20 protein-coding genes are annotated in these 22,980 nt (G+C 71.3%); 9 read left to right on the top strand and 11 right to left on the bottom strand.

Annotated elements, in window-relative coordinates:
* Positions 1-9 precede the first annotated feature (9 nt).
* Positions 10-669 (bottom strand): SspB family protein, encoded by a 660-nt coding sequence (locus D3272_RS23955; RefSeq protein WP_129221751.1) that lies wholly within the window; start codon positions 667-669, stop codon positions 10-12.
* A gap of 576 nt (positions 670-1,245) precedes the next feature.
* Between D3272_RS23955 and D3272_RS23950 the strand changes: the two genes are divergently transcribed.
* The gene (locus D3272_RS23950) at positions 1,246-1,995 is read left to right on the top strand and encodes an SDR family NAD(P)-dependent oxidoreductase (protein WP_129221749.1); all 750 of its coding nucleotides are present in this window, start codon (positions 1,246-1,248) and stop codon (positions 1,993-1,995) included.
* Positions 1,996-2,038: 43 nt separating this feature from the next.
* On the opposite strand, the gene D3272_RS23945 is transcribed toward D3272_RS23950, so the two are convergent.
* Positions 2,039-3,085 (bottom strand): LacI family DNA-binding transcriptional regulator, encoded by a 1,047-nt coding sequence (locus D3272_RS23945; RefSeq protein WP_129221748.1) that lies wholly within the window; start codon positions 3,083-3,085, stop codon positions 2,039-2,041.
* Positions 3,086-3,265: 180 nt separating this feature from the next.
* Here D3272_RS23945 and D3272_RS23940 point away from each other — a divergent pair, with 180 nt between their 5' ends.
* From D3272_RS23940 to D3272_RS23905, 8 genes are all read left to right on the top strand, one after another.
* Entirely contained in the window at positions 3,266-4,099 is an 834-nt protein-coding gene (locus tag D3272_RS23940) for a sugar phosphate isomerase/epimerase family protein (RefSeq protein ID WP_129221746.1), read from the top strand.
* A gap of 35 nt (positions 4,100-4,134) precedes the next feature.
* On the top strand, positions 4,135-5,253 hold the full coding sequence (locus tag D3272_RS23935; RefSeq protein WP_129221745.1) for a substrate-binding domain-containing protein: 1,119 nt from the start codon (positions 4,135-4,137) through the stop codon (positions 5,251-5,253).
* 67 nt (positions 5,254-5,320) lie between these two features.
* Positions 5,321-6,883: a sugar ABC transporter ATP-binding protein gene (locus D3272_RS23930; RefSeq protein WP_129221744.1), complete on the top strand. Its 1,563-nt coding sequence runs from the start codon at positions 5,321-5,323 to the stop codon at positions 6,881-6,883.
* A complete protein-coding gene (locus tag D3272_RS23925; protein WP_129221743.1) occupies positions 6,880-7,848 on the top strand; it encodes an ABC transporter permease in 969 nt (322 codons plus the stop codon). The genes D3272_RS23930 and D3272_RS23925 overlap by 4 nt, the downstream gene beginning before the upstream one ends.
* 48 nt (positions 7,849-7,896) lie before the next feature.
* Positions 7,897-8,556, top strand: coding sequence for a gluconate 2-dehydrogenase subunit 3 family protein (locus D3272_RS23920; RefSeq protein WP_129221741.1), 660 nt, complete (start codon positions 7,897-7,899; stop codon positions 8,554-8,556).
* Positions 8,546-10,201 (top strand): GMC family oxidoreductase, encoded by a 1,656-nt coding sequence (locus tag D3272_RS23915; protein ID WP_129221740.1) that lies wholly within the window; start codon positions 8,546-8,548, stop codon positions 10,199-10,201. Before D3272_RS23920 ends, D3272_RS23915 begins: the two co-directional genes overlap by 11 nt.
* A gap of 127 nt (positions 10,202-10,328) precedes the next feature.
* Positions 10,329-11,387: a sugar phosphate isomerase/epimerase family protein gene (locus D3272_RS23910; RefSeq protein ID WP_129221738.1), complete on the top strand. Its 1,059-nt coding sequence runs from the start codon at positions 10,329-10,331 to the stop codon at positions 11,385-11,387.
* Positions 11,388-11,412: 25 nt separating this feature from the next.
* Positions 11,413-12,594 (top strand): Gfo/Idh/MocA family protein, encoded by a 1,182-nt coding sequence (locus tag D3272_RS23905; protein ID WP_129221737.1) that lies wholly within the window; start codon positions 11,413-11,415, stop codon positions 12,592-12,594.
* 259 nt (positions 12,595-12,853) lie between these two features.
* Here the strand turns inward: D3272_RS23905 and D3272_RS23900 are convergent, their stop codons facing one another.
* The 9 genes from D3272_RS23900 to D3272_RS23860 form a co-directional block, all read right to left on the bottom strand.
* Entirely contained in the window at positions 12,854-14,140 is a 1,287-nt protein-coding gene (locus D3272_RS23900; RefSeq protein WP_129221735.1) for an MFS transporter, read from the bottom strand.
* A gap of 89 nt (positions 14,141-14,229) precedes the next feature.
* Positions 14,230-14,955 carry a cyclase family protein gene (locus D3272_RS23895; protein WP_129221733.1) on the bottom strand — a complete coding sequence of 242 codons (726 nt, stop codon included), beginning with the start codon at positions 14,953-14,955 and terminating at the stop codon, positions 14,230-14,232.
* A 7-nt stretch (positions 14,956-14,962) separates the two neighbouring features.
* Complete coding sequence (locus tag D3272_RS23890) at positions 14,963-15,925, bottom strand: ABC transporter permease (protein WP_129221732.1); 963 nt, start codon at positions 15,923-15,925, stop codon at positions 14,963-14,965.
* Positions 15,922-16,791 carry an ABC transporter permease gene (locus tag D3272_RS23885; RefSeq protein ID WP_428978018.1) on the bottom strand — a complete coding sequence of 290 codons (870 nt, stop codon included), beginning with the start codon at positions 16,789-16,791 and terminating at the stop codon, positions 15,922-15,924. Before D3272_RS23885 ends, D3272_RS23890 begins: the two co-directional genes overlap by 4 nt.
* A 109-nt stretch (positions 16,792-16,900) precedes the next feature.
* Entirely contained in the window at positions 16,901-18,406 is a 1,506-nt protein-coding gene (locus D3272_RS23880; RefSeq protein ID WP_129221730.1) for a sugar ABC transporter ATP-binding protein, read from the bottom strand.
* Entirely contained in the window at positions 18,403-19,494 is a 1,092-nt protein-coding gene (locus tag D3272_RS23875) for an ABC transporter substrate-binding protein (RefSeq protein WP_129221729.1), read from the bottom strand. The genes D3272_RS23880 and D3272_RS23875 overlap by 4 nt, the downstream gene beginning before the upstream one ends.
* Before the next feature lie 62 nt (positions 19,495-19,556).
* On the bottom strand, positions 19,557-20,756 hold the full coding sequence (gene uxuA, locus D3272_RS23870; RefSeq protein WP_129221727.1) for a mannonate dehydratase: 1,200 nt from the start codon (positions 20,754-20,756) through the stop codon (positions 19,557-19,559).
* A gap of 26 nt (positions 20,757-20,782) precedes the next feature.
* A complete protein-coding gene (locus D3272_RS23865; RefSeq protein WP_165361505.1) occupies positions 20,783-21,517 on the bottom strand; it encodes a GntR family transcriptional regulator in 735 nt (244 codons plus the stop codon).
* Positions 21,518-21,566: 49 nt separating this feature from the next.
* Positions 21,567-22,592, bottom strand: a complete 1,026-nt coding sequence (locus tag D3272_RS23860) for a Zn-dependent oxidoreductase (protein ID WP_129221723.1) — start codon at positions 22,590-22,592, stop codon at positions 21,567-21,569.
* Between the last annotated feature and the right edge of the window lie 388 nt (positions 22,593-22,980).

The raw sequence follows: 22,980 nt of genomic DNA, 5'->3' as shown, positions 1-22,980 counted from the left end.
CCCGGCGGCTCAGGGCTTCTTGCGGAAGGCGTCGATGGAGACGACCTTGGTGCCGGCGCCCTTGTCGGTGCCGCCGCCCTTGTCGTCCTCCTCCTCGTCCTCGACCTTGGCGAGCACGGGTTTCGGCTTGTCGGCCTTGGGTTTGTCGGCGGCCCTGTCCTTGCGATCCTCGCCCTTGGGGGTGCCGTCGCCGATCCGGGCCGGCAGGTTGGTGTCGACGGTGGCGAGCGCGCGCAGCCCCTTCGGAGCCTCGGCCAGGGCGGGCCGGGGCGTCTCCGCGCCCGGCTTGGCGGAACCCTCCGCCGCGCCGTCGCCGTCCTTGACGTCGAACTTCAGCCCGAAGGTGACCGAAGGGTCCTGGAACATGGTGATGGCGGCGAAGGGGACGAAGAGCCGCTCGGGCATGTTGTTGAACGAGAGCCCGACCTCGAACCCCGCCTCGGTGACGGTCAGCCCCCAGAACTGGTGCTGCAGGATGACCGTCATCTCGTCCGGATAGCGCTCGCGCATGCGGTTGGACAGGCGCAGGCCGGCCGTGGCGGTCTTGAAGGTGATGAAGAAGTGGTGCTCGCCCTGCAACCCGTTGCGGGCGACGTCGGTCAGGACCTGACGCACGACCCCGCGCAGGGCGTCCTGGACGAGCAGGTCGTAACGGATCAGGTCGGCCATCGTGTTCCACCGGCTGGGCAAACGGGACAAGCATAGCGCCGTGCCGGGGCGCCCGACCCGCCCGCGAGCATGACCTCGACGGCGGGTTCCGGACGGTGCGCGCCTGCGAGGCGGTCCGGCGACGGCGCGTGACATGCGGGTTTCGACGACGGAACGGCGGAAGGCGGCGATGCGTCCCGACCCTTGGCCTGTCCCGGATCGCCCGATCCGACGTCACGGGGAGATGATAATGGCGGGGTCCGCCGAAGTCCAGGGTTCGGCCGAGGGGCTTCGGACAAGGGGCTTCGGACAAGGGGCTTCGGCCGAAGCCGTGCGGCTCCCTCTCGGTTCGCTCGTCCGCACCGCCGTCGATGCGATGCGCCGTCCCTGGCGCCGCACTCGGCGGCCGCGCCGCGATGCCATCCTGGCTCCGCCCGGGCGGATGTCGCCACCCCGGCCAGGCCCCGAAGGCGGATCCCGACACGTCTGCCCGCCACATCACCCGCGCGCGGCGCGGGTGATGTGGCGGGCCGGGATCGACGGCCCGGGCGAACGTCGGCAGGATGGCGAGCGCTGGCGCAAGATGGAGGTTACGACATGCTGTTCCCCGAACGTTTCCGCGACCGCACCGCCATCGTGACGGGAGGCGCCTCCGGCATCGGGCTCGACCTCGCCGCCCGGCTCGCCGCCGAGGGCGCCACGGTGTCGCTGTGGGACCTCGACGCGGGCGTGCTGGCGGAGGCCAAGGCCAAGGCCGGCGCCCACCACACCCGGGCGCTCGACATTTCGGACGCCGGCGAGGTCGCCCGGGCCATGGACGAGAGCGTGGCGGCCCTCGGCGGGACGCTCGACGTGCTGGTCTGCAGCGCCGGCATCACGGGCCCCAACACCCCGGTGCGCGACTATCCGGTCGACGCCTGGCGGCGGGTCATCGACGTCAACCTCAACGGCCTGTTCTACTGCAACCGGGCCGCCGTACCCGTGATGGAGCGCGGCGGCTACGGGCGCATCGTCAACATCGCCTCCGTCGCCGGCAAGGAGGGCAACCCCACGGCCTCGGCCTACAGCGCCTCGAAAGCCGGGGTGATCGGCTTCACGAAGTCGCTCGGCAAGGAGCTGGCCAAATCGGACATCCGGGTCAACTGCGTCACGCCGGCCGCGGTGCGCACCGCCATCTTCGACCAGATGTCCCAGGCCCACATCGACTTCATGCTGTCCAAGATCCCGCTCGGCCGGTTCGGCGCGATCGCGGAGGTGACGGCCCTGGTGGCCTGGCTGGCCAGCGCGGAATGTTCCTTCAGCACCGGCGCGGTCTTCGACGTGTCCGGCGGACGCGCCACCTACTGACCCGTCCGGCGCGTCGCCCGGCGCTCCGAACGCCGAGGCGATGTCAGCCGCGCCCCGCAGCGGTCTGCCCGGAACCGAGCGGACCCGTGCTGGCCCGCATGACGCGCTCGAACGGCAGGATCCTGGCCGGCTCGGCCGTCGTCCGGCCCTCGATCCGCGCCGTGACGGCCTCGACGGCGGCCCGGCCCATGGCGAAGCGGGGCTGGCGGATGGTGGTGAGCGCCGGCGACCCCACGGCCGCGAAATCGATGTCGTCGAAGCCCACCACCGACAGCTCGCCCGGCACCGACACGCCCGCAGCCGCGAGGGCATGGACAGCGCCGATCGCCATCTCGTCGTTGGCGGCGAAGATCGCGGTCGGACGATGGGGCCAGGACAGGATGTCGGCCGCCGCCGCCTGACCGGAGCCGATCGACCAGTCGCCCGTCGCCGTGCCCAGCAGGTCGCAGCCGCGCTCGCGCGCGCCTTCGGCGAAGCCCTGCTCCCGCAGCGTCGTCAGGCCGTTCGCCGCCGGGCCGGCGATATGGCCGAGCCGGCGATGGCCGAGGTCGGCCAGAAGATGGGCGACGTCGCGCCCCGCCGCCCGGTTGTCGATGCCGACGAAGGGGATCGAGGGATCGTCGACGTGCTCGCTCAACGCCACCACCGGCGCCCGCATGAGCCGCGCCCGCGCGGGCGAGCCGTGCGGGAACGGCACCCGGCCGTCGATCAGGATCATGCCGTCGACCGTGCCGGCGTCGAGCTGCCCGGCATAGGCGTCGGCTAACGTCGCGTCCGAACCGGTGTCGCCGATCAGCAGCACGCGACCGCCCTCCCGTGCGCCTTCCTCGATGCCTTTCAGCACGAGCGAGAAGAACGGGTTGCCGATGTCGGGCAGCAGCACGAGCAGCATGCCGGACGACCTTTTGCGCAGGGACCGGGCGCTGAGGTTCACCGTGTACTGGAGTTCGGCGCTGGCGTCGGCGATGCGCCGCAGCGTGTCGGGCGACAGCTTGTCGGGGTTCGAGAAAGCCCGGCTCACCGTGGTGAGCGCCACGCCGGCGCGCTCTGCCACCTCGCGCATCGTGGCCGGACCGACCTTGCCCCGCATCCCATGCCTCCTGCCGCACCGCCAAGCTACTGCGCTTACGAGCGCAGGACGACCGAAAATGAAACCGTTACCATTCAGCTGTTGACGGCTTATGAAACCGGTTTCATAAGGGATCGCGACAACCGGACCCAAGTCCGGGCGAAACACCGCGACGGATGCGGCATCGGGGGAGAAGACGCCATGGCGCGTTGGAGGCTCGCCTACCACGCCAATTGCTGGGGGCCGCTCGGAGGCGACGCCGTCGGGGTGACGTCGATTTCCCGCCTGGGCTACCGGACGTTCGGCGACATGGCTGCCGCGGCGCGCGACATCGCCGACGCCGGCTACGAGGGGATCGAGCTCTTCGACGGCAATGTGCTCGACGGCGAAGCCGACGGCTTTTCCGCTCTTCGCCGGACCCTGACGGACACCGGCCTGTCGCTCGTCGCCGTCTACAGCGGCGCCAATTTCATCTTCCCCGACGTGCTGCCCGAAGAGCTGCATCGCATCGCGCGGGCCGCCGACGCCGCGCGGGCGCTGGGCGCCGAGCATCTGGTGGTGGGCGGTGGCGCCCGGCGGTTCGACGGCACCCGCGACGCCGACTACGACGCGCTGGCTGCCGGGCTCGACCGCGTGGTCGAGATCGCCCGGGCGCGGGGCCTCGCCGCCCATTACCACCCGCACCTGTCGACGATCGTCGAGACGCCCGAGGAGGCGCGCCGGATCTTCGCCCGCACCGGCATCGGCTTCTGCCCCGACACGGCGCATCTCGCCGCCGCGGGCGGCGATCCCGCCGCCCTGGTGCGCGAGCACGCCGATCGCATCTCCTACGTCCACCTCAAGGGGTGGCGGCGCCAGCCCTTCGCCTTCACGCCGGTCGGGACCGGGGATTGCGACAATGCCGCGGTGATCCGGGCGCTCGGCGAGATCGGCTACGCCGGCTGGATCTGCAACGAACTCGACGCCTGGCCCGATCCGGCCGAGGGCGCACGGCAGAGCCGGGCCTTCGTGGACGGCGAGATGGCGGCGCTCTGAAGCCGCCGAACCAGAACCATAAAGGGAGACGACGCATGCGCCACCACCGGCTTCTCGCCACCACTGCGCTCGGGCTCGCGCTCGCCCTGTCGGCTTCCGGCGCAGCCCGCGCCGCCGACGCGGCCGCGGCCCTCACGGCCGTCGGCGACCACGTGATGAGCCTCGGGCCCAACGGCGAGAAGCCGGAGCCGGCCTCCTCGGTCTCGCTGACCGACGGCGAACTCGCCGCCATCAAGGGCAAGCACGCCAGGGCCGCCATCGTGATGCACTACGCCGGCAACGACTGGTCGCAGGCACAGATCCAGGGCCTCAAGGCCGAGTTCGCCAAGATGGGGATCGACGTGATCGCCGTCACCGACGCGGGCTTCAAGCCCGACAAGCAGGTCAGCGACATCGAGACCGTGCTGGCGCAGAAGCCCGACATCATCGTGTCGATCCCGAGCGACCCCACCGCCACCGCCAACGAGTACAAGGCGGCCGCCGCGGCCGGCGTGAAGCTCGTCTTCATGGACAACGTGCCGAAGGGCATGAAGGCGGGGGTGGACTACGTCAGCGTCGTGTCGGCCGACAATTACGGCAACGGCGTCGCTTCCGCGCTGCTGCTCGGCCAGGCGATGGGCGGCAAGGGCGACGTCGGCCTCATCTATCACGCGGCCGACTTCTTCGTGACGAAGCAGCGCTACGACGCCGTGAAGAAGACCCTCGCCGAATCCTTCCCCGACATCCACGTGGTGGCGGAGCAGGGCATCGGAGGCCCCGACTTCGCGGGCGACGCCGAGAAGGCGGCCGGCGCCATGCTGGTGAGCCACCGCTCCATCAAGGGCATCTGGGCGGTGTGGGACGTGCCGGCCGAGGGCGTGGTCGCGGCGGCCTCGACCAACGGCCGCGACGACCTGATCGTCACCAACTGCGACCTCGGTGAGAACGTCGCCATCACCATGGCGTCGGACGGGGTCATCAAGGGCCTGTCGGCCCAGCGCCCCTACGACCAGGGCGTCACGGAGGCGATGCTGGCCGGCTACGGGCTGCTGGGCAAGGCGGCGCCGGCCTACGTGGCGCTTCCCGCCCTGCCGGTCACCAAGGCCAACCTCGCCGAGGCCTGGAGCCAGGTCTACCACCAACCCGTCACGGCGAAGATCAAGAAGAGCATGTGAGGCGGCGCCGGCCCTGCTTCCGCACGGAAGGAGGGCCGGCAGGATTTCCCCATACCGAGACGTCCCCATGACCGCGACAGCCCTCCCCGATGCCGTCCGCATGACCGACGTTTCGAAACATTTCGGCGGCGTGCGGGCCCTCGACGGCGTCAGCCTCGACGTGCGGCCCGGCGAAGTCCACGCGCTGCTCGGCGAGAACGGCGCCGGCAAGTCCACCATCCTGAAGATCCTGCGCGGCGTGCAGCCGCCGACCTCCGGCGCGGTGGCGATCGGCGGGGTGCCGCTCACCACCTTCACGGCCGAGGCCGCGCGCGCCGCGGGCGTCGCCATGGCGTTCCAGGAGATGAGCCTCGTGCCGACGCTCACCGTCGCCCAGAACGTCTTCCTCGACCGGGAGATCAAGCGCGGCGCCCTGATCGACGACCGGGCGCTGATCGCCAGCAGCCGGAAGCTGTTCGCCGCCATGGGGGTCGACATCGACCCGACCCGGCGCGTCGCCGACATCCCCGCCGGGCACCGCCAGCTCACCGAGATCGTCAAGGCGACCTCCCAGCCCTGCAAGGTCCTGGTGCTCGACGAGCCGACGACGGCGCTGTCGGTCGACGAGGTGACGCGGCTGTTCGACTACGTGCGCCAGCTCCGCTCGCGCGGGGTCGCGATCGTCTACGTGTCGCACCGCATGGACGAGATCTTCCGCATCGCGGACCGTGCCACGGTGCTGCGCGACGGGGTGCACGTCGTCACGGCGCCGCTCGCGGACTTCACGCTCGACAGCATGATCGCCGCCATCATCGGCCGGCGCTCGCGCGGCTTCTCCGATGTGGCGCGGGGCGCGGCCGCGGTCGGCGAGGCGCTGCTCGAGGCCCGGGGCCTGTCGGGCGCGGCGAAGCCGCGAAACGTCGATCTCGCGCTGCACCGCGGCGAGGTCGTCGGCGTGGCGGGGCTGCTCGGCTCGGGCCGGTCGTCCTTGGCGCGGCTGCTCTGCGGTGTGCAGCCGGCTGCCTCGGGCGAGATCCGCGTCAGGGGGCGGCCCGTCACCATCGCGAGCCCGCGCGACGCGATCAGAGCCGGCATCGCGCTGGTGCCGGAGGACCGCGCCCGCCAGGGCTTCGTGGCCTTCCACTCGGTCGAGAACAACATCGCCCTGCCGAACCTCGGCGCGGTGTCGAAGGGCGGCCTCGTCGATCGCGGCCGGGTGGCGGCGCTCGCCGAGGCGGCGATCAAGCGGCTGCGCATCAAGACGGATTCGCGCCGTGCCGCGGTCAGGACGCTGTCCGGCGGCAACGCCCAGAAGGTCGTCATCGCGAAGTGGCTCGCCACCGAGCCGGACGTGCTCATCCTTGACGAGCCCACGGCGGGCATCGACATCGGCTCGAAGTCCGAGATCGTGACGCTGATCCGCGACCTCGCCCGCTCCGGCAAGGCCGTGCTGGTCCTGTCCTCCGAACTCCAGGAGCTGCTGGCCGCCTGCGACCGCATCCTGGTCATGTCGGACGGGCGCGTGGTGCGCGACATCGCCCGCCACGAGCTCGACGATCCGGAGAACCCGGACCCGGTCGACGCCCTCCAGCACGCCGAACAGAAGCTCAACCAAGCCATGCAGGAAGCCCGGGGAGGGCCCGACCGATGACCGACGCCGCAGCCGTTCCCGCCCGCAAGGGGCCATCGCCGCTGGCCGCCTGGCGCGAGTTCATCATCTACATCGGCTTCGTGGTGATCTTCGCCGTCTTCGCCGCCACGCTGGGCGACCGGGGCTTCCTCGACCCCAACAACCTCCTGAACATCGTGCGCCAGACCGCCATCATCGCGGTCGTGTCGGTCGCCATGACGTTCGTGCTCGGGACGGCCGAGATCGACCTGTCGGTGGGCGCCGTCGCGGGCCTGGCCTCGGTCGCCACCGCCATGGGGATGGACCACTTCGGGGTCGCGGGCGGCATCCTGTGCGGCATCGGCACGGGCGTGGCGGTGGGCGCGGTCAACGGCTGGCTCACCACCGGCATCGGCATCCCGTCCTTCCTGACGACGCTGGCCATGATGGGCATCGCGCGCGGCGTCGCCATGTGGATCAGCGCCACGGCGGCGATCCCCATCCTGGACAAGCCCTATGCGGCGGTGTTCGGCGGCGGCAACCTCGGCCCGGTGCCGAGCCTGCTGCTGTGGATGGTCGCCGTCGGCGCGGTCGGGCATGTGGTGCTGCGGCGGACCACCTTCGGGCGGCGCGTGCTGGCGACGGGCGGCAACGAGACCTCGGCGCGCTATTCGGGCGTCGACACGGCTGCGATCAAGTTCAAGGTGCTGATGCTGTCGTCGGTCGCGGCGGCGCTGGCCGGCATGCTCTACGCGGGCCGCCTCCACTCGGGCCGCTTCCAGTTCGGCGAAGGCGACGAGCTGTCGGTCATCGCCGCGGCGGTGCTGGGCGGCACCAGCCTGTTCGGCGGGGCCGGCACGGTGGTGGGCTCGATCATGGGCGCGCTGCTGATCGGCCTCATCAACAACGGCCTCGTGCTGATGGGGCTGGAATTCTCGCAGCAGCTCATCGCGCGCGGCGCCATCATCATCGTCGCGGTGGCGATCAGCCAGACCCGCAAGCGCTGACGACCTTCCTCCCGTCCGATCCTTCTCTCCCCACGAGCCGGAGCCATCATGCCCGACACGTTCTTCGACCCCCACCAGCGCTCGACGATCGAGGCCGCCATGGCGCGCATCATCCCGACGGACGACACGCCCGGCGCCCGCGAGGCGGGCTGCATCGATTTCCTCGAGCGCACCCTGTCGGGCCTCGACTACCTGTTCGCCAAGCCCGACGGTTCCGGCTTCGAGGTGCTGGAGGGCCGCAGCGCGCGGGCGTGGCAGACGCGCCTCGACATCATGCGGACCAAATACGCCGACGGCATCCGCGACCTCGACGCGCGCGCCGAAGGCCTCGGCGCGCGCGACTTCGCGAGCCTCGATCCCGAGCGGCAGGACGAGGTCCTGCGCGCCGTCGAGCGCGACGCGGCTGCCGCCCCCACCACCGCGACGGTATCGACCGGGCTCGCCGGTCCCGTGTCGGCCGAGCCGGCGCTGCAGCAGACCTCGACCGAGACCGACCTCGACTTCCTGCCGCTGCTCGTCACCCACACGCGCCAGGGCTTCTACGCGGACCCGATCTACGGCGGCAACCGCGGACGGGTCGGCTGGGACGTGATCGGCTTTCCCGGGCCGGCCTCCCTGAAGGCGGTGCACGACGGCACCTACACGACGTTGCGCTACTTCGCCGAGGGCGAGGCCGAGAAGGTCAAGGAATTCCACGATGGCCTTTGAAACCAAGCCGCGACGGGCCGACGTCTGCATCATCGGCGCGGGTGCCTCGGGCGCCGCCGCCGCCAAGGTCCTGTGCGAGGCCGGCGTGAAGGTGGTGGCCCTGGAGAAGGGCCCGTGGCGCCGGCGGGAAAGTTTCGGGGGCGATGAACTCGCCAACATCAACCGCTACAACCTGTGGCCGGACCCGCTCCTCAACCCGCGCACTTGGCGCGAAACCGAGGACGATGCGGCGCGCGAGGAGATGTTCTGCCCCGTGCCGCAGATGGTGGGGGGAGGCACGGTCCACTGGCAGGGCTGGCTGCCGCGCTTCACCGCCGACGACTTCCGCATGCGGACGGTCGCGGGCGACCTGCCGGGCGCATCGCTGGCCGACTGGCCCATCACCTACGACGAGCTCGAACCCTATTACCTCAAGGTCGAGTGGGCCTTCGGCGTGTCGGGCGAGGCCGGCGCCAACGCCTTCGAGTCGCACCGCTCCGGCGGCTATCCTTGTCCCCCCATGCCGGTGTCGCGCTACGCGCAGAAGTTCCGGCAGGGTTGCGACGCGCTCGGCTGGAACTCCTTCCCGACCCCGCAGGCGGCCCTGTCGCGCCCCTTCAACGGACGGCGCGCCACCGTGGTGTCGGCCTTCGCGCAGCAGCACGGCGACCCGACGGGGACGCGGTCCTCGGCGCTCAACGTCTTCGTGCCGGACGCGGTCGCGACCGGCAATTACGACCTGAGACCGAACAGCACCGTCGGCGAGTTGGTGCTCGACGGCGACGGCAGGATCCGGGCCGCCGTCTACCAGGACGAGGACGGCGGCGTGTTCGAGCAGGAAGCCGACGTCTTCATCCTCGCCTGCGGCGCCATGGAGACGGCGCGCCTGATGCTGCTGTCGCGCTCGGGACGCTTTCCGAACGGCCTCGCCAACGATTCCGACCTCGTCGGCCGCAACGTCACGTTCCACGAATATTCGGCGGCCGTGGGCCTCTACGACGACCCCGTCTATGCCTGGGCCGGGGGCGGCTATGTCAGCGCCTCGACGTTCCAGCACTACGGCCACGACGCCGCGCGTGGCTTCGTCAGCGGTGGGCATATCGCCGTGGCGGGCGTCGGCATCCCGCTGCCCATCAACTGGCGCCTGCCCGGCACGCCAGCCTGGGGTGCGGAAGCCAAGCGCATCGACCGCGAGCATTACTCGCACTCCCTCGCCGTCGCCATGGTGCTGCACGACATGCCCCAGCATTCCAACCGCATCGACCTCGACGACAGCCTCGTCGACGCCTGGGGGCTGCCGGTGGCCCGCACCACGTTGAAGCCTCACGCCAACGACCTCGCGCAAGGCCGCTACCTCATCGACCGCGGCGCCGACATCTTGGAAGCCAGCGGCGCCCGATCCGTGACAAAGGTCTACGCCGACCGGGTGACGGGCAATTGTTCGCACCAGCACGGCACGGCGCGGATGGGCGACGACCCCGATACGTCGGTGCTCGACCGCTGGTGTCGCGCCCATGCGGTGCCGAACCTTTATGCCGTGGACGGCTCGCCCTTCCCGACCGGCACCGGCGCCAACCCGACGCTGACCATCATGGCCAATGCCTGGCGCGTCGCCGAGCATATCGTGGCCCGGCGCGGCGCCCCCTCGGCGAGGACATCGTCATGACACGCCGCCACCCGAGGCTCCTCGCCGCCGCCGGCATCCACCCCGACGCCGCCGCCGCTCGCGCCATGGCCGGGTCGATCGACCGCGGCGTCCTGCAGCCGCCGCAGTGAAACGGACGGGAGCCTCCATGCCCACCACCCTGAAAGGCCCCGGCCTGTTCCTGGCCCAGTTCGCCGGCGATGCCGCCCCCTTCGACACGCTCGACGGGATCTGCGGCTGGGCGGCGGCACTCGGCTACAAGGGCGTGCAGATCCCGACCTGGGACCGGCGCCTGTTCGACCTCGCGCGCGCCGCGGAATCGCAGACCTACTGCGACGAGATCGCCGGGACGGTGGCGGCGCATGGGCTCGCCATCACCGAGCTTTCGACGCATCTGCAGGGCCAGCTCGTGGCCGTGAACCCGGCCTATGACGCGGCCTTCGACGCCTTCGCGCCCGAAAGCCTGCGGGGCGACCCGCGAGCCCGACAGGCCTGGGCGGTCGGGCAGGTGACGATGGCGGCACGGGCGTCGCGCCGGCTCGGGCTCGACGCCAGCGTCTCCTTCACGGGGGCGCTGGCCTGGCCCTTTGTCTACCCGTGGCCGCAGCGCCCGGCCGGCCTCGTCGAGACGGGCTTCACCGAATTGGCGCGCCGCTGGCGGCCGATCCTCGACGCCTATGACGAGAACGGCTGCGACCTCTGCTTCGAGCTGCATCCGGGCGAAGACGTCTTCGACGGCGCGACCTTCGAGCAGTTCCTCGAGGCGGCGGGCGGGCACCGGAGGCTCGCCATCAACTACGACCCGTCGCATTTCCTGCTGCAGGGCCTCGACTACCTCGCCTTCATCGACATCTACCACGAGCGGATCCGCGCCTTCCACGTCAAGGACGCCGAGTTCAACCCGACGGGACGGCAGGGCTTCTATTCGGGCTTCCGGCCCTGGATCGAGCGCGCGGCGCGGTTCCGCTCGCTCGGCGACGGGCAGGTCGACTTCGGCGGCATCTTCGCGAAGCTCGCGCAGCATGGCTACGCGTCCTGGGCTGTGCTCGAATGGGAGTGCTGCCTGAAGCACCCGGAGGACGGCGCGCGAGAGGGCGCGGCCTTCATCGCGGCCCACATCATTCGGGTGACGGAGCGCGCCTTCGACGACTTCGCCGGGTCGGCTCCCGACGAGGGGCGGAACCGCCGCATGCTGGGCCTCGATTGACCCGAACCGGAAGCGACATACGACCATGACAGTCAAGCACGACGGCCGGCGCATCCGGCTCGGCATGGTGGGCGGCGGCGAGGGCGCCTTCATCGGCGCCGTGCACCGCATCGCGGCGCGGCTCGACGACCGCTACGACCTCGTGGCAGGCGCGCTGTCCTCCACTCCGGACAAATCCGCCCGCTCGGCCGCGGCGCTCGGACTCGCCCGTTCCTATCCCGACTTCGCCAGCATGGCACGGGAGGAGGCCGCCCACCCCGACGGCATCGAGGCGGTGTCGATCGTCACGCCGAACCACCTCCATGCCGCCGCCTCCCACGCCTTCCTCGACGCCGGCATCCACGTCATCTGCGACAAGCCGCTGACGACGACGCTGGAGGAGGCCCGCGCCCTCGCCGACCACGCCCGCCGCTCCGGCCTCGTCTTCGCCCTCACCCACAACTACACCGGCTACCCGATGGTGCGGCAGGCCCGTGAGATGGTCCGCGCGGGGAAGCTCGGCACCCTTCGGGTCGTGCAGGTCGAATATGCCCAGGACTGGCTCGCCGAGCCCTTCGAGGACACCGGCAACAAGCAGGCGGGCTGGCGCACCGATCCCGCCAGGGCCGGGGCCGGCGGCTGCATCGGAGATATCGGGACCCATGCCTTCAACCTCGCCGCCTTCGTGACGGGCCTTGCCGCCGAGGAGGTCAGCGCCGAGCTGACCACCTTCGTGCCGGGGCGACGGCTCGACGATGACGTCAGGGCCATGCTGCGCTACGCCGGCGGCGCGCGCGGGGCGCTCTGGGCCAGCCAGGTCGCGGTGGGCGAGGAGAACGAGGTCCGACTGCGCGTCTACGGCACGGCGGGCGGGCTCGACTGGTGCCAGAGCGACGCGAACCGGCTCGCCTACACGCCGCTCGGCGGCGTCCGGCAGATCCTCACCCGCAACGGCGCAGGGGCCGGCGAGGCCAATCGGCGGGCCTCCCGCGTGCCGGCCGGCCACCCGGAAGGCTATCTCGAAGGTTTCGCCACCATCTACTCCGATGCCGCGGACGCGATCGTGGCGGCGCGGACCGGGTCGTCGGCCCCGGGCGAGCCGCCGTTTCCGTCCGTGACGGACGGCGTCGCCGGCCTCGCGTTCATCGACGCTGCCGTTCGCTCCTCGACCGCGGGAGGATCATGGACGCGGCTGGGACCGGCAAGCGCCGGCGACGAACCCGTCTGATAGGCGCGACCGCTCGCGCCGTGATGGGCGGCGAGGCTGTTTTCGCTTTGCCGACGCGCGTCGAGAGCAGTTCACGGCTTGGAACCGCCGAGGCGGTTCCGAGAAGGCCGGTGCCAGTCCAGGGACGGCTCGACACGAGCCCCGACGCCGATCGTGCCGGGCCGTCGGCCGCGCAAGGTCCGGGCACGCCACAGGTCTTTTCCGGAAAGGCTCGGCGGCCCTCGCCGGTCGCGGGGCCGACGCGAGCGCCGCGCGTCCATCAGACGGTCGCACGCCGATAGGACGCCGCCGGTTCGAGCCCTCCCGAGCCCGCGATCGGATGAACGCACACGACGACTGCCGCGACCCCCACTGCCGCGACCCCGCCGGCGAGCACGAACGCGCTGGTGAAGGCGCCCGTGCCCTGCACCAGGAGGCCCGTGACGGTCGGGCCGATGATCCCGGCACAATTGGCCAAAGCGTGGACGAAGCCCCCCACGCTGCCGATGCGGGCTCCCGGCACCGTGTCCTGGATGATGGCCCAGTATGTTCCGCCGGTGAGGTAGAGGAAGAACACCGCGCAGGACATCAGGGCCAGCGCGCTTCCGGTCGTCTCGACGAGCCCGGCGAGCGCCACCGACACGCCCGCGATGCCGAGGCAGACGCACAGGACGAGCTTGCGCGCCTGCAGCGCCCGGCCGGTCCGGCGGAAGATCGCGTCGGACAGGATCCCGCTGAGGGCGAGGCCGACGAACCCGAGAACCCAGGGCAGCACGCTGGCGAGGCTCATGTCCTTGATGCTGAGGTGACGCGCCTGCGTCAGGTAGCTCGGGAACCACGTCAGGAAGAAGAACAGGATGTAGTTGTAGCCGAAGAAGGCCATGGCGGTCGCCAGCACGGTCGGCTGGCGCAGGTAGTAGCCGAGCGGCACGGCGTCGCTCGCGGCGCTCGGTTCGACACGGTCCACCGCGATGGCGTGACGCTCGCCGTCCGAGATGGTGGGATGGGTCGCCGGCGTCTCGGACGAGACGAGCTGCCAGGCGACGAGCCAGAGAAGGCCGAGCAGGCCCGCCGCCACGAAGGCGGCTTGCCAGCCATAGGCCAGGGCCGCGAAGCCGACGATCGGGCCCGCGATGGCGCCCCCGAGCGGCGTCCCGCAATTGGCGATGCCCACCGCGCTCGCCGCCTCGCGTTTGGGGAACCAGGTGAACACGATCTTGTTGTTGGTCGCCGACAGCGGTCCTTCGCCCATCCCGAACAGGACGCGGATGACGAGGAGCGAGGCGAGGCCGGTCGCCGCGGCCGTGAGCGCACAGAAGAGCGACCAGCCGGCCATCGACGCGACGTAGACGCGCTTGCCGCCGAACCGGTCCGCCGCCCAGCCTCCCACGAAGTTGAAGACCGCGTAGCCGACGAAGAAGCTCGAGAACACGAAGCCGAGGTCGGCCGACGAGAGGCCGAGATCCTTCTGCAGCAGCGGTGCCGCCACCGACAGGGCCGACCTGTCGAGGTAGTTGATGATGCCGGCCACGAAGAGCAGCAGCAGCACCTGATGGCGTTTCTTCATGGCCTTCTCCCCTGACTGTCTTGTGGTTTTCGTGCCGTGCCCCGCCGGCTCCGGCAGCGGTCCCCGCTGCGCGTCACCGGATCCTCCGGTCACTCCCGTCGAGGCACGAAGGCGATGGCGCGGAGCGGGGAACCGGAGCCGTCCACGATGGGCAACGGCAGCGCCGCCAGCGAGCAGACCGGCGGCAGGGTGCCGAGCCGGGCGAAGTTCTCGCCGATCAGGATGCCGGCTCCGAGCAGGGTCAGGTGGGCCGGAAAGTCGGGACTGCCGAAGGGATCGACGGACAGGCAGTCGGAGCCGACGATGCGAGCCGCGCGCTCGACGAGAAGCTCGGCCGCGCCGCGCGACAGGCCCGGCCAGCCGGCCAGGAAGGCCTCGGGCTCGGCCGTCCAGAACCGATCCCACCCGAAGTGGAAGAAGACCGCGTCGCCCGGCGCGATCGGCCCGTGCTCTGCCTCCCAGGCGACGATGGCGTCGGCCGGCACGGCCGAGCAGGGTGCGAGGCCGTTGGCCGGGATGGTGACCATGCGACCGAAGAACCGCCCGAGCGGCGCCTGCGCGATCGACCAGCCGCCTTCCACGAAGTGGGACGGCGCATCGAAGTGCGTGCCCGTATGCTCGCCGAGCGAGAGCGCATGCCAGCAACTGGCGTCGCCCCGCGCCAGCGACGACATGGCGGTCTGACAGAAGTCGGGGTGCCCCGGCCACACCGGCATGCCGGAAACGAGCGGGTGAGTGAGGTCGACGAGGTCGGAGCGCCCGACGGCGTCGAGGAGCAGGTCGACCGGCTCGGGCCGGTCCGGCGGCATGGTCATGGCAACCTCAGACGGCGCGAGGGCGAGGGACGATGGCGACGATGAGGATGATCAGCGTCCCGGTGAGCAGGAACCGCACGCCTGCCTGGAAGTGGAACGTGTTCAGCATCGTCGCCATCAGGTTGAAGAACAGCGCGGCGCCCCAGATCCCCACCGCATTGGCCTGCCCGCCGGCCACGCTGGTGCCGCCCAGCACGACGACGGCGATGGATTCCATGAGGTAGGCGTCACCCATGTTGAGCGACGCCCCCCCGGTGAAGCCCGACAGGAGGAAGCCCGTCAACGCCGCGGCGGTGCCGCAGAGCATGTAGGCCAGAAGGCGGACGCGGCCGACCCGGACCCCGGCGAGGTTCGCGGCGCGCTCGCTCTGCCCGGTGGCGAGCAGGCGACGGCCGAACAGGGTCCGCCGCAGCAGCACGACGGCGACTCCCGTCAACACCATGACGGCGAGCGGCATCACCTGGACGTCGCCGATCCGAAGCGCCGTGAAGGACGACAGGACGGCAGGCGGCTTCAGGGTGGCGTCGCCGCCGAAGTTGTAGGCGAACGATTGGAAGACGAAGCTCCAGGCGAGCGTCGCGATGATGGGGGGCAGGCGCAGCGCCGTGATGGCGAGGTAGTTGAGGGCGCCCGCCACCGCCCCGACGGCGAGCGCGGCGGCCAGGCCGGGCAGGATCAGCCCGTCGCTGCCGTGCATCACCGCCATGGCGACATAGGCGGCGAGCGTCAGGACGGAGGGCACCGACAGGTCGATGTTGCCGGGGCCCGACGCGATCACCAGCATCTGGCCGGTGCCCACCACGACGCTGAAGGCCCCGAAGGCCAGGGCCGAGGCGGCGGTGGCACCGGCGCTGCCGAGGCCCGCATAGGCCGTGGTGGCGATCCACATGGCCAGGGCGACGACGAACCCGTAGGTCCAGGGCGCGAGGGACAGGCGGCCGAGGGAGCGGCGACCGGCGAGCGGGCTCATGGGGTCTTCTCCGCGACGACGACGCGACCCGCCAGCACCAGGAACAGGATCACGCCCTGCGCGCCGATCTGCCAGGTCGGCGGGACCTGGAGGAAGCTCAGCAGCGAGCCGGCCAACGACAGGGTGAGGGTGCCCACGACGGTCCCGACAGGCGACACCATCCCGCCGGTGAACGAGCCTCCGCCGAGGATCACGGCACCGACGCCGAGCAGCGTGTAGGCGGGTGCGATGTTGGCGTCGCCGGAGGTCGTGAGTCCCGTCAGGGCGAGGCCGCTGAGCACCGCCAGGAGACCGGCAGCCGCGTAGACCGCGGCCCGGATGCCGAGCAGGGACCAGCCGGCCCGCTCGACGGCCCGGGGGTTGGCGCCGGCACCCCGCAGCACGGCACCGTAGGACGAGCGCGTCACGATCAGGTGCCCCGCCCCCGCCGCCAGGGCGGCGATCCAGATCGGCAGCGGCACGAGCGGCGGCTTCCAGTTCATGAACCCATGCAGCCAGTCCGGCGCCGCGCCGCCCGGAGCCGGCAACAGGATCACCGCCGTGCCGAGCCAGATGAACGACATGCCCAGCGTCACGATGATCGAGGGCAGGCGCTGCACGTAGATGAGCAGGCCGAAACCCGCATAGGCGGCGATCGCCAGGGCGTAGATCAGCACGGCTTCGCCCGGCGCGTCGGAAAGGTAGAGGGCCGTCACGCAGGTGACGAGGCCGACGAAGCTGCCATTCGAGAGGTCGATGTCGCCCAGCATGATGACGAGCATCTGCGACAGGGCGGCGAAGACGAGCGGCGTCGCGAGCTTGAACAGCAGCGTGAAGCCGAAGTAGCTCATGGCCGAGGGGCGGATGTGGAGGATGACGGCCAGCATGGCGGCGAGTGCCAGGGCCGGCAGGCCCACCCCGATCGCATCCCGCAGCCAGGCCGGGCGCGCCGGCGCGCCGCGCCGCGCCGCGGAGGCCCGGCCGACGTCGACGGCGTCACTCATGGCCGCCTCCGAACGAGGCTTCGAGGACGCGGGACGGTTCGATCTCGGCGCCCGACAACATCGTTTCGGCACGGCCCTCGCGGAACACGTAGAGGCGCTCGCAATTGTTCAGCTCCTCGAGTTCGGTGGTGTACCAGACGAAGCATCGGCCCTTGGCGGCCTCGCTCCGGATCAGGCGGTAGACGTCCTGCTTGGTGTTGACGTCGACGCCCCGCATGGGGTCGTCGAGGAAGATGACGACGGCGTCGGAGGCCAGCGCCCGGGCGAAGAGCACCTTCTGCTGGTTGCCGCCACTGAGGCTCAGGATCGGCGTGTCGACCGAAGGCGCCTTGACCTTGAGGCGCTCCGCCCAGGTCTGGGCCAGCGCACGCTCGGCCGACCGCGACAGGAGGCCGCCGCGGCGAAGCGCGTCGAGGCTGCGGATCGTCAGGTTGTCGGCGATGGACCAGAGTGCGAAGACGCCCTCGGTGCCGCGGTCGCCCGCCACGTAGGCGACGGGATGGGGCCCGCCGCGGCCCTTGGCGTACAGGGCGCGCAGGCGCTCGCGCTGGCCGTGGCCGTCGAGCCCCGCGAACCCGATGATGTCCCCCGCCGCGGCCCTGATCGGCAGGTCTCCGGCGCCTCGCCCCGGATCGTCGACGACGAGGCCGATCGATGTCAGGCCGGTCGATGTCAGGTCGGACTTGGCGGCGCGCTCCCGCTCCCGTGGGGCCTCGATGGTCCCCATCAGGCTCACCAGGGTGGCGCGCGACAGGTCGACGATCGGCCGCTCGGCCGTGACGAGACCGTCGACCATCACCACGGCCCGGTGGCAGACCGCCATGATCTCGTCGAGGCGATGGGTGATGAGGATGCAGGCGACGCCCTCGGTCGACACCTTGCGGATGTAGGCCAGGAGCTGTTCGGCCGCCTCGTGTCCGAGCGCCGAGGTGGGCTCGTCGAGGATGACGCAGCGCAAAGGCTCGTCGGTGACGCTGAAGGCGCGGGCGATCTCCGCCATCTGCCGCGCCCCGATCGGCAGGTCGGCGACGCGCGCCCCGGCCGGGATGCCGTGGCCCGGGAAGATCGCGTCGAGCGTTTGGCCGATCACCCGCTCGGCCCGCCGGCGCCAGCCGAAGCCGCGGAGCGCGCGGTGCATCACGCGCGTGTTCTCGGCCAGGGTCAGGTTGGCGCACAGCGAGAGTTCCTGGAAGACGCAGCGCAGGCCCTGTGCCTGGGCCCGGTGCGGGCTCCAGGCCTCCACCGGGGCCCCGGCGACGGAGAAGTCGCCGCCGGTGCGCTGAACGGTGCCGGCGAGCACGTTCATGAGCGTCGACTTGCCGGCGCCGTTGTGGCCGACGAGGCCGACGACCTCGCCGGGCCCGACCGCGAAGTCCACGCCGCGCAGGGCCTGGACGGCGCCGTAGTGCTTGTGCAGGGCGCGGACCTGCACGAAGGGCGGCCCGGACCCTTCCGCCCGGGCAGCAGCACCAGCCGAGAGGAGGGCCGCCGCGCTCATTTCGGGGCCGGCACGCCGGGCAGCGGCTTGTGGTCGATGTTGGCGTCGATGATGTCGCCGGCGAGCTTCTGATCGTAGGTCGCGTTGACGACGCCGCCCTCCGGGACCTTGGCGAGCCAAGCATCGAGGTCCGGCTGATCGATGCGGAGCAGGGGCACCTCGACGAACTTGGGGACCTTCTTGCCGGCCAGGATCTGCTGGGCGACCCAGAAGGCGACCTGTGACACGCTCGGGGTCGCGCCGAGCGACATGGTCTCGTAGCCGTTCGCCTGGTGCTGCTTCTTCCAGAGCGCCAACTCGTCCTGGCGATTGCCCATGATGATGACGGGCAGCGGCCGGCCGGCGCTTTCGAAGGCCATGGCGGCCCCGTAGCCGTCGCCCCCCTGGGTCAGAACGCCATCGATCTTGGGGAGGGACGGAAGCACGCCCGAAACTTCCTTCTGGGCGACCGCGGCCGTCCAGGCGCCGTAGACCTCGTTGGCGATCTTGTAGCTCGGGTGGTCCTTCATGGCCTTCTCGACGCCGGCATGCAGCCGCTTGTCGAAGCCGTCGCCCGCCGCACCGCGGATCTCGAGCAGGTTCGCGCTCTTGTCGCCGATGCGGCCCGCGAGATAGTCGAGCTCCGCCTTGCCGTAGCTGTCGAGGTCGTAGTCGACGCGATACGCGCAGGGCTCGGTCACGCCGCTGGCGAAGGCCACCACGACGATGCCGGCATCGCAGGCATCCTTGACGACGCCGTTGAGCGCCGTGTCCGAGCCCGCCAGCACGATGATGGCGCTGTAGCCCTGCAGGATCAGGTTCTGCATCTGGGCGGCCTGCTCGGTGACCGAGTTGTTGGCGCTGACCACCGTCGTGCCCTTGATGACGTGGTCCTTGGCCGCCTGAGCGCCAGCCTCTTCGAAGCTCTTGATCATCACCTGGCGGAAGGAGTTGCCCGCATAGGAGTTGCTGAACGCGATGGTCTTGTCGCTGGTGTCGCCCTTGGCGAGCCCGTCGGCCGCGCGCGCGCCGGCCGGCATCATCGCGGTGCCGGCGAGGAGAAGGGCGCCGAGCGCGGTGCTCCCCACCGAAGTCCGTAGCTGTGCCATGGTCTGATCCTCCCTGTTGTCGTTCCGTCACCCGCCGCGCTTGTCCGCGGTCGGGCCTCGTCTCACAGCGGCAGGCCGCGCAGGCGCGACAGCGCGCGCATGGCCCCCCGAAGTTCCGCCAGACCCTTCAGGCGACCGGTCGCCGAGTAGCCCGGGTGATGTCCCGTCCGGCCGATGTCGCCGAGGAGTTCGTGGCCATGGTCGGGACGCATCGGGATACGCCAGCGCGTGTCTCCCGCCGCATGCCGGCGACCCTGCTCGTCGAGCAGCACCTCGACGAGGGCGACCATGTCGGTGTCGCCCTCGAGGTGGTCGGCCTCCATGAACGAGCCGTCCGGCTCGTTCGAGACGTTGCGCAGGTGGGCGAAGTGGATGCGCGGCGCGAACCGGCGGGCGATCGCCACGACGTCGTTGTCCGGCCCGGCCCCGAGCGATCCGCTGCACAGCGTGATGCCGTTGGCGACGCTGTCGACCGCGCCGGTGATGAAGGCGAGGTCCTCGGCGCTCGACACGATGCGGGGCAGGCCGAGGAGCGGGCGCGGCGGATCGTCGGGGTGGATCGCCATGCGCATCCCGGCGTCCTCCGCGGCCGGGATCACGGCTTCGAGGAAGCGCACGAGGTTCTCGCGCAGGCGGTCCGACGTCACGCCGCTGTAGAGCGCCAGCATGCGCCGGAGCCCCTCGATGTCGTAACGGTCGAAGGCACCCGGCAGGCCGGCCATCACGGTGGCGAGCAGCTGGTCCCGGTCGGCCGCCGTGCTCCGGTCGAACCACGCCCGCGCGCGGTCCACCACCTCCGGCGGATGGTCGTCGCCTGCACCGGGCCGCTCCAGCATGAAGCAGTCGAAGGCCGCGAATTCGTGGGCATTGAACCGCAGGGCGAGCCCGCCGTGCGGCAGGCGGTGCCGAAGCTCCGTCCGGGCCCAGTCGAGCACCGGCATGAAGTTGTAGCAGATGGTGCGGACGCCGCAGGTGGCGAGGTTGCGCAGCGAGGTGCGGTAGGCCTCGAAGAGGGGTTCGAGGTCGCCGTCGCCGATCTTGATCGCCTCGTGCACCGGCAGGCTCTCGGCGACGCTCCAGGTGAGCCCGAGCGCGGGGTCGCGCGCGATCTCGGCCTGACGGGCCCGGATCTCCTCGACGCTCCACACGACCCCGTAGGGGATGTCGTGCAGGGCCGTGACGATGCCGGTGGCGCCTGCCTGCCTGGCCTCGGCCAGGGTCACGCCGTCCCGTGGTCCGAACCAGCGCCACGTCTGCTCCATGGGGGGTCTCCGTCTCGGTGCGGGGTTCAGAACAGGTCGGGGTGGCGCGTCGGCAGGTCGCTGACGATCTTCAGCACTTCCGCCATGTGGTCGCGCACGGCCCGCTCGCCCGCCGCGGGGTCGCGGTCGAGCACGGCGCGCAGGATGGCGCGGTGTTGGTCGATGAGGACGTCGATCGGTGTCGCGGCCGGCAGGCTGAGGAAGCGGATCCGGTCGAACTGGGTCTTCTCGCGTTCGATGATGGCCCAAACGCCGCCGAGGCCGATCCCCTCGGCGAAGCCCGCGTGGAAGGCGTCGTCGAGGTCGATGAAGTGCTCGGCATCGATGCCTGCCTCGCCCTGGGCGTCGAGGGAAGCCTCGGCCCGCCGGCCCTGTCCGGGCGACAGGCCCAGTTCGGCGGCGCGGCGCACGACCGCGATCTCGAGCGCCTCCCGCACGAAGCGGGCCCGCTCGATGGCGGGCAGGGACAGCCGACCGACGAAGCTGCCGCGCTGGGGCAGGACCTCGATCAGCCCGTCCTCGCCGAGCCGGATCAAGGCCTCGCGCACGGGGCCGCGGCTCGTGCCGAAGCGCAGGGAGAGTTCGTTTTCCGACAGCTTCGTGCCCGGCATCAGGGCCAGTGTGACGATCTCGCGGCGAAGGGCCGCGTAGATGGCGCGCGTCGTCGGCGGGGGCGAGGACCCGAGCACGCCGGGGCGCGATGGGGAGGTCGGCGCCGTGCCGGGCGCCGGCCCGAGGGCGGGAGGAGGGGACGACGCCATGTCGTCAGGCATTCCGGGAGGCGCGCGAACGCATCGGCGGCGGCTCCGCTCAGCCGGCGAAGTCGAGATGCACCTTGACGGTGCGCTCCGGGTGGCGCTCGACGAGGTCGAAGGCCTCGCGCGCGTCCCGGGCCGCGAATGTCTGGGTGATCATGGCACCCGGCGCGAGCCGCCCCGACGCCAACCAGTCCATGACCCGCGGTAGGAGCTTCCTGTTGAGGCGCGAGCCGAACAGCGCCAGTTCCTTCTTGACGATCTCCTGCTGGCTGACCGGGCTGGGTGCCGGCGAGAAGCCCAGGATGCCGATCCGCCCGGCCGGGCTGGCCACGCGGCAGGCTTCCGCGAGCAGCGCCGGCACGCCCGCCCCGTCGATGACCAGGGTCGGGCCGAGGCCGTCGTTCTCGGCCGCGACACGGGCCGGGACGTCGTCGCGGGACGAATCGATCACCACGTCGGCCCCGAAGCCGCGCGCCCGCTCGAGACGCGCCGCGTCGATGTCGGCCACAAGGCAACGGGCGCCATGCAGCTTGGCCACCTGCAGCACCGTCAGCCCGACCGTGCCGGCGCCGTAGATCAGCACGGTGTCGATCGCGTCGATGCCGGTCCGCGCCAGGACGTTGGCGGCGATGGACAGGGGTTCGGCCAGCGTCGCCACCTCGGTGGAGACGCCGTCCGGAACCGGGACGCAGTTGGCCGCCGGGACGGCGAGGCGATCGCGGAAGCCCCCGTCCCGGTGAACGCCGAAGACCTCGAGGTTGCCACAAACGTTGGAGCGCCCGATGCGGCACGGGTAGCAGTGGCCGCAGGCGACGACGGGATCCACCACGACCCGCTGCCCGGCCCGCAGGGCTTCGACGCCCGCGCCGACCTCCTCGATCACGCCGGCGAACTCGTGCCCGATGACGCGAGGGTAGCGGGCGAACGGGTTCGACCCGTGCAGGATGTGGAGGTCGGACCCGCAGATGCCCGCGCGGAGGACGCGCAGGATCACGTGCCCCGATGCCGGCGCGCCGGTCGGATCCGTGCCGGGCGCGACGCGGAGGTGAAGAGGCTCGTCGACGACGATCGACACCATGCTCTGGGTCCTGCGAACTTGTTGACTAGTTTTGCGTAGCAGTCCGGGCGGTGTCCTGCAAGACCCATGATGTCCGACGGTGAGCGTGTCCGCGGTGACTGCCGCGGTTCGGGGGGTGGGGCCGCCCGTCCGGCGCGCGGGACGTTTGGCGGGAAACGAGAGCTGGCCGGCGGATCAGCCGCAGGCCTTCGGCCGTCCCTCCCATGGAGACCGCGCCGCCGCGGGTGCGAGCGCCCTCCCCCACATGCCGTGTCCCGAACGCCTTCAGCCCCGCGCTGTCGGGCGCGGGGCTGAAGGGTCGGTTCGGTGATGTGGTTGCGGGGGCAGGATTTGAACCTGCGGCCTTCAGGTTATGAGCCTGACGAGCTACCGGGCTGCTCCACCCCGC

Origin of the sequence: Lichenibacterium ramalinae, from assembly GCF_004137085.1 — a bacterium.
Taxonomy (GTDB): domain Bacteria; phylum Pseudomonadota; class Alphaproteobacteria; order Rhizobiales; family Beijerinckiaceae; genus Lichenihabitans; species Lichenihabitans ramalinae.
Note: the sequence above shows the minus strand (reverse complement) of the source record. Positions and strands in the feature narration are given on the sequence as shown.

What these genes read in the sequence shown, in the direction of transcription:
- D3272_RS23955 (WP_129221751.1), bottom strand. Translation starts at nt 669, where the DNA reads ATGGCCGACCTGATCCGTTACGACCTGCTCGTCCAGGACGCCCTGCGC.
- D3272_RS23950 (WP_129221749.1), top strand. Translation starts at nt 1,246, where the DNA reads ATGCTGTTCCCCGAACGTTTCCGCGACCGCACCGCCATCGTGACGGGA.
- D3272_RS23945 (WP_129221748.1), bottom strand. Translation starts at nt 3,085, where the DNA reads ATGCGGGGCAAGGTCGGTCCGGCCACGATGCGCGAGGTGGCAGAGCGC.
- D3272_RS23940 (WP_129221746.1), top strand. Translation starts at nt 3,266, where the DNA reads ATGGCGCGTTGGAGGCTCGCCTACCACGCCAATTGCTGGGGGCCGCTC.
- D3272_RS23935 (WP_129221745.1), top strand. Translation starts at nt 4,135, where the DNA reads ATGCGCCACCACCGGCTTCTCGCCACCACTGCGCTCGGGCTCGCGCTC.
- D3272_RS23930 (WP_129221744.1), top strand. Translation starts at nt 5,321, where the DNA reads ATGACCGCGACAGCCCTCCCCGATGCCGTCCGCATGACCGACGTTTCG.
- D3272_RS23925 (WP_129221743.1), top strand. Translation starts at nt 6,880, where the DNA reads ATGACCGACGCCGCAGCCGTTCCCGCCCGCAAGGGGCCATCGCCGCTG.
- D3272_RS23920 (WP_129221741.1), top strand. Translation starts at nt 7,897, where the DNA reads ATGCCCGACACGTTCTTCGACCCCCACCAGCGCTCGACGATCGAGGCC.
- D3272_RS23915 (WP_129221740.1), top strand. Translation starts at nt 8,546, where the DNA reads ATGGCCTTTGAAACCAAGCCGCGACGGGCCGACGTCTGCATCATCGGC.
- D3272_RS23910 (WP_129221738.1), top strand. Translation starts at nt 10,329, where the DNA reads ATGCCCACCACCCTGAAAGGCCCCGGCCTGTTCCTGGCCCAGTTCGCC.
- D3272_RS23905 (WP_129221737.1), top strand. Translation starts at nt 11,413, where the DNA reads ATGACAGTCAAGCACGACGGCCGGCGCATCCGGCTCGGCATGGTGGGC.
- D3272_RS23900 (WP_129221735.1), bottom strand. Translation starts at nt 14,140, where the DNA reads ATGAAGAAACGCCATCAGGTGCTGCTGCTGCTCTTCGTGGCCGGCATC.
- D3272_RS23895 (WP_129221733.1), bottom strand. Translation starts at nt 14,955, where the DNA reads ATGACCATGCCGCCGGACCGGCCCGAGCCGGTCGACCTGCTCCTCGAC.
- D3272_RS23890 (WP_129221732.1), bottom strand. Translation starts at nt 15,925, where the DNA reads ATGAGCCCGCTCGCCGGTCGCCGCTCCCTCGGCCGCCTGTCCCTCGCG.
- D3272_RS23885 (WP_428978018.1), bottom strand. Translation starts at nt 16,791, where the DNA reads ATGCTGGCCGTCATCCTCCACATCCGCCCCTCGGCCATGAGCTACTTC.
- D3272_RS23880 (WP_129221730.1), bottom strand. Translation starts at nt 18,406, where the DNA reads ATGAGCGCGGCGGCCCTCCTCTCGGCTGGTGCTGCTGCCCGGGCGGAA.
- D3272_RS23875 (WP_129221729.1), bottom strand. Translation starts at nt 19,494, where the DNA reads ATGGCACAGCTACGGACTTCGGTGGGGAGCACCGCGCTCGGCGCCCTT.
- uxuA (WP_129221727.1), bottom strand. Translation starts at nt 20,756, where the DNA reads ATGGAGCAGACGTGGCGCTGGTTCGGACCACGGGACGGCGTGACCCTG.
- D3272_RS23865 (WP_165361505.1), bottom strand. Translation starts at nt 21,517, where the DNA reads ATGGCGTCGTCCCCTCCTCCCGCCCTCGGGCCGGCGCCCGGCACGGCG.
- D3272_RS23860 (WP_129221723.1), bottom strand. Translation starts at nt 22,592, where the DNA reads ATGGTGTCGATCGTCGTCGACGAGCCTCTTCACCTCCGCGTCGCGCCC.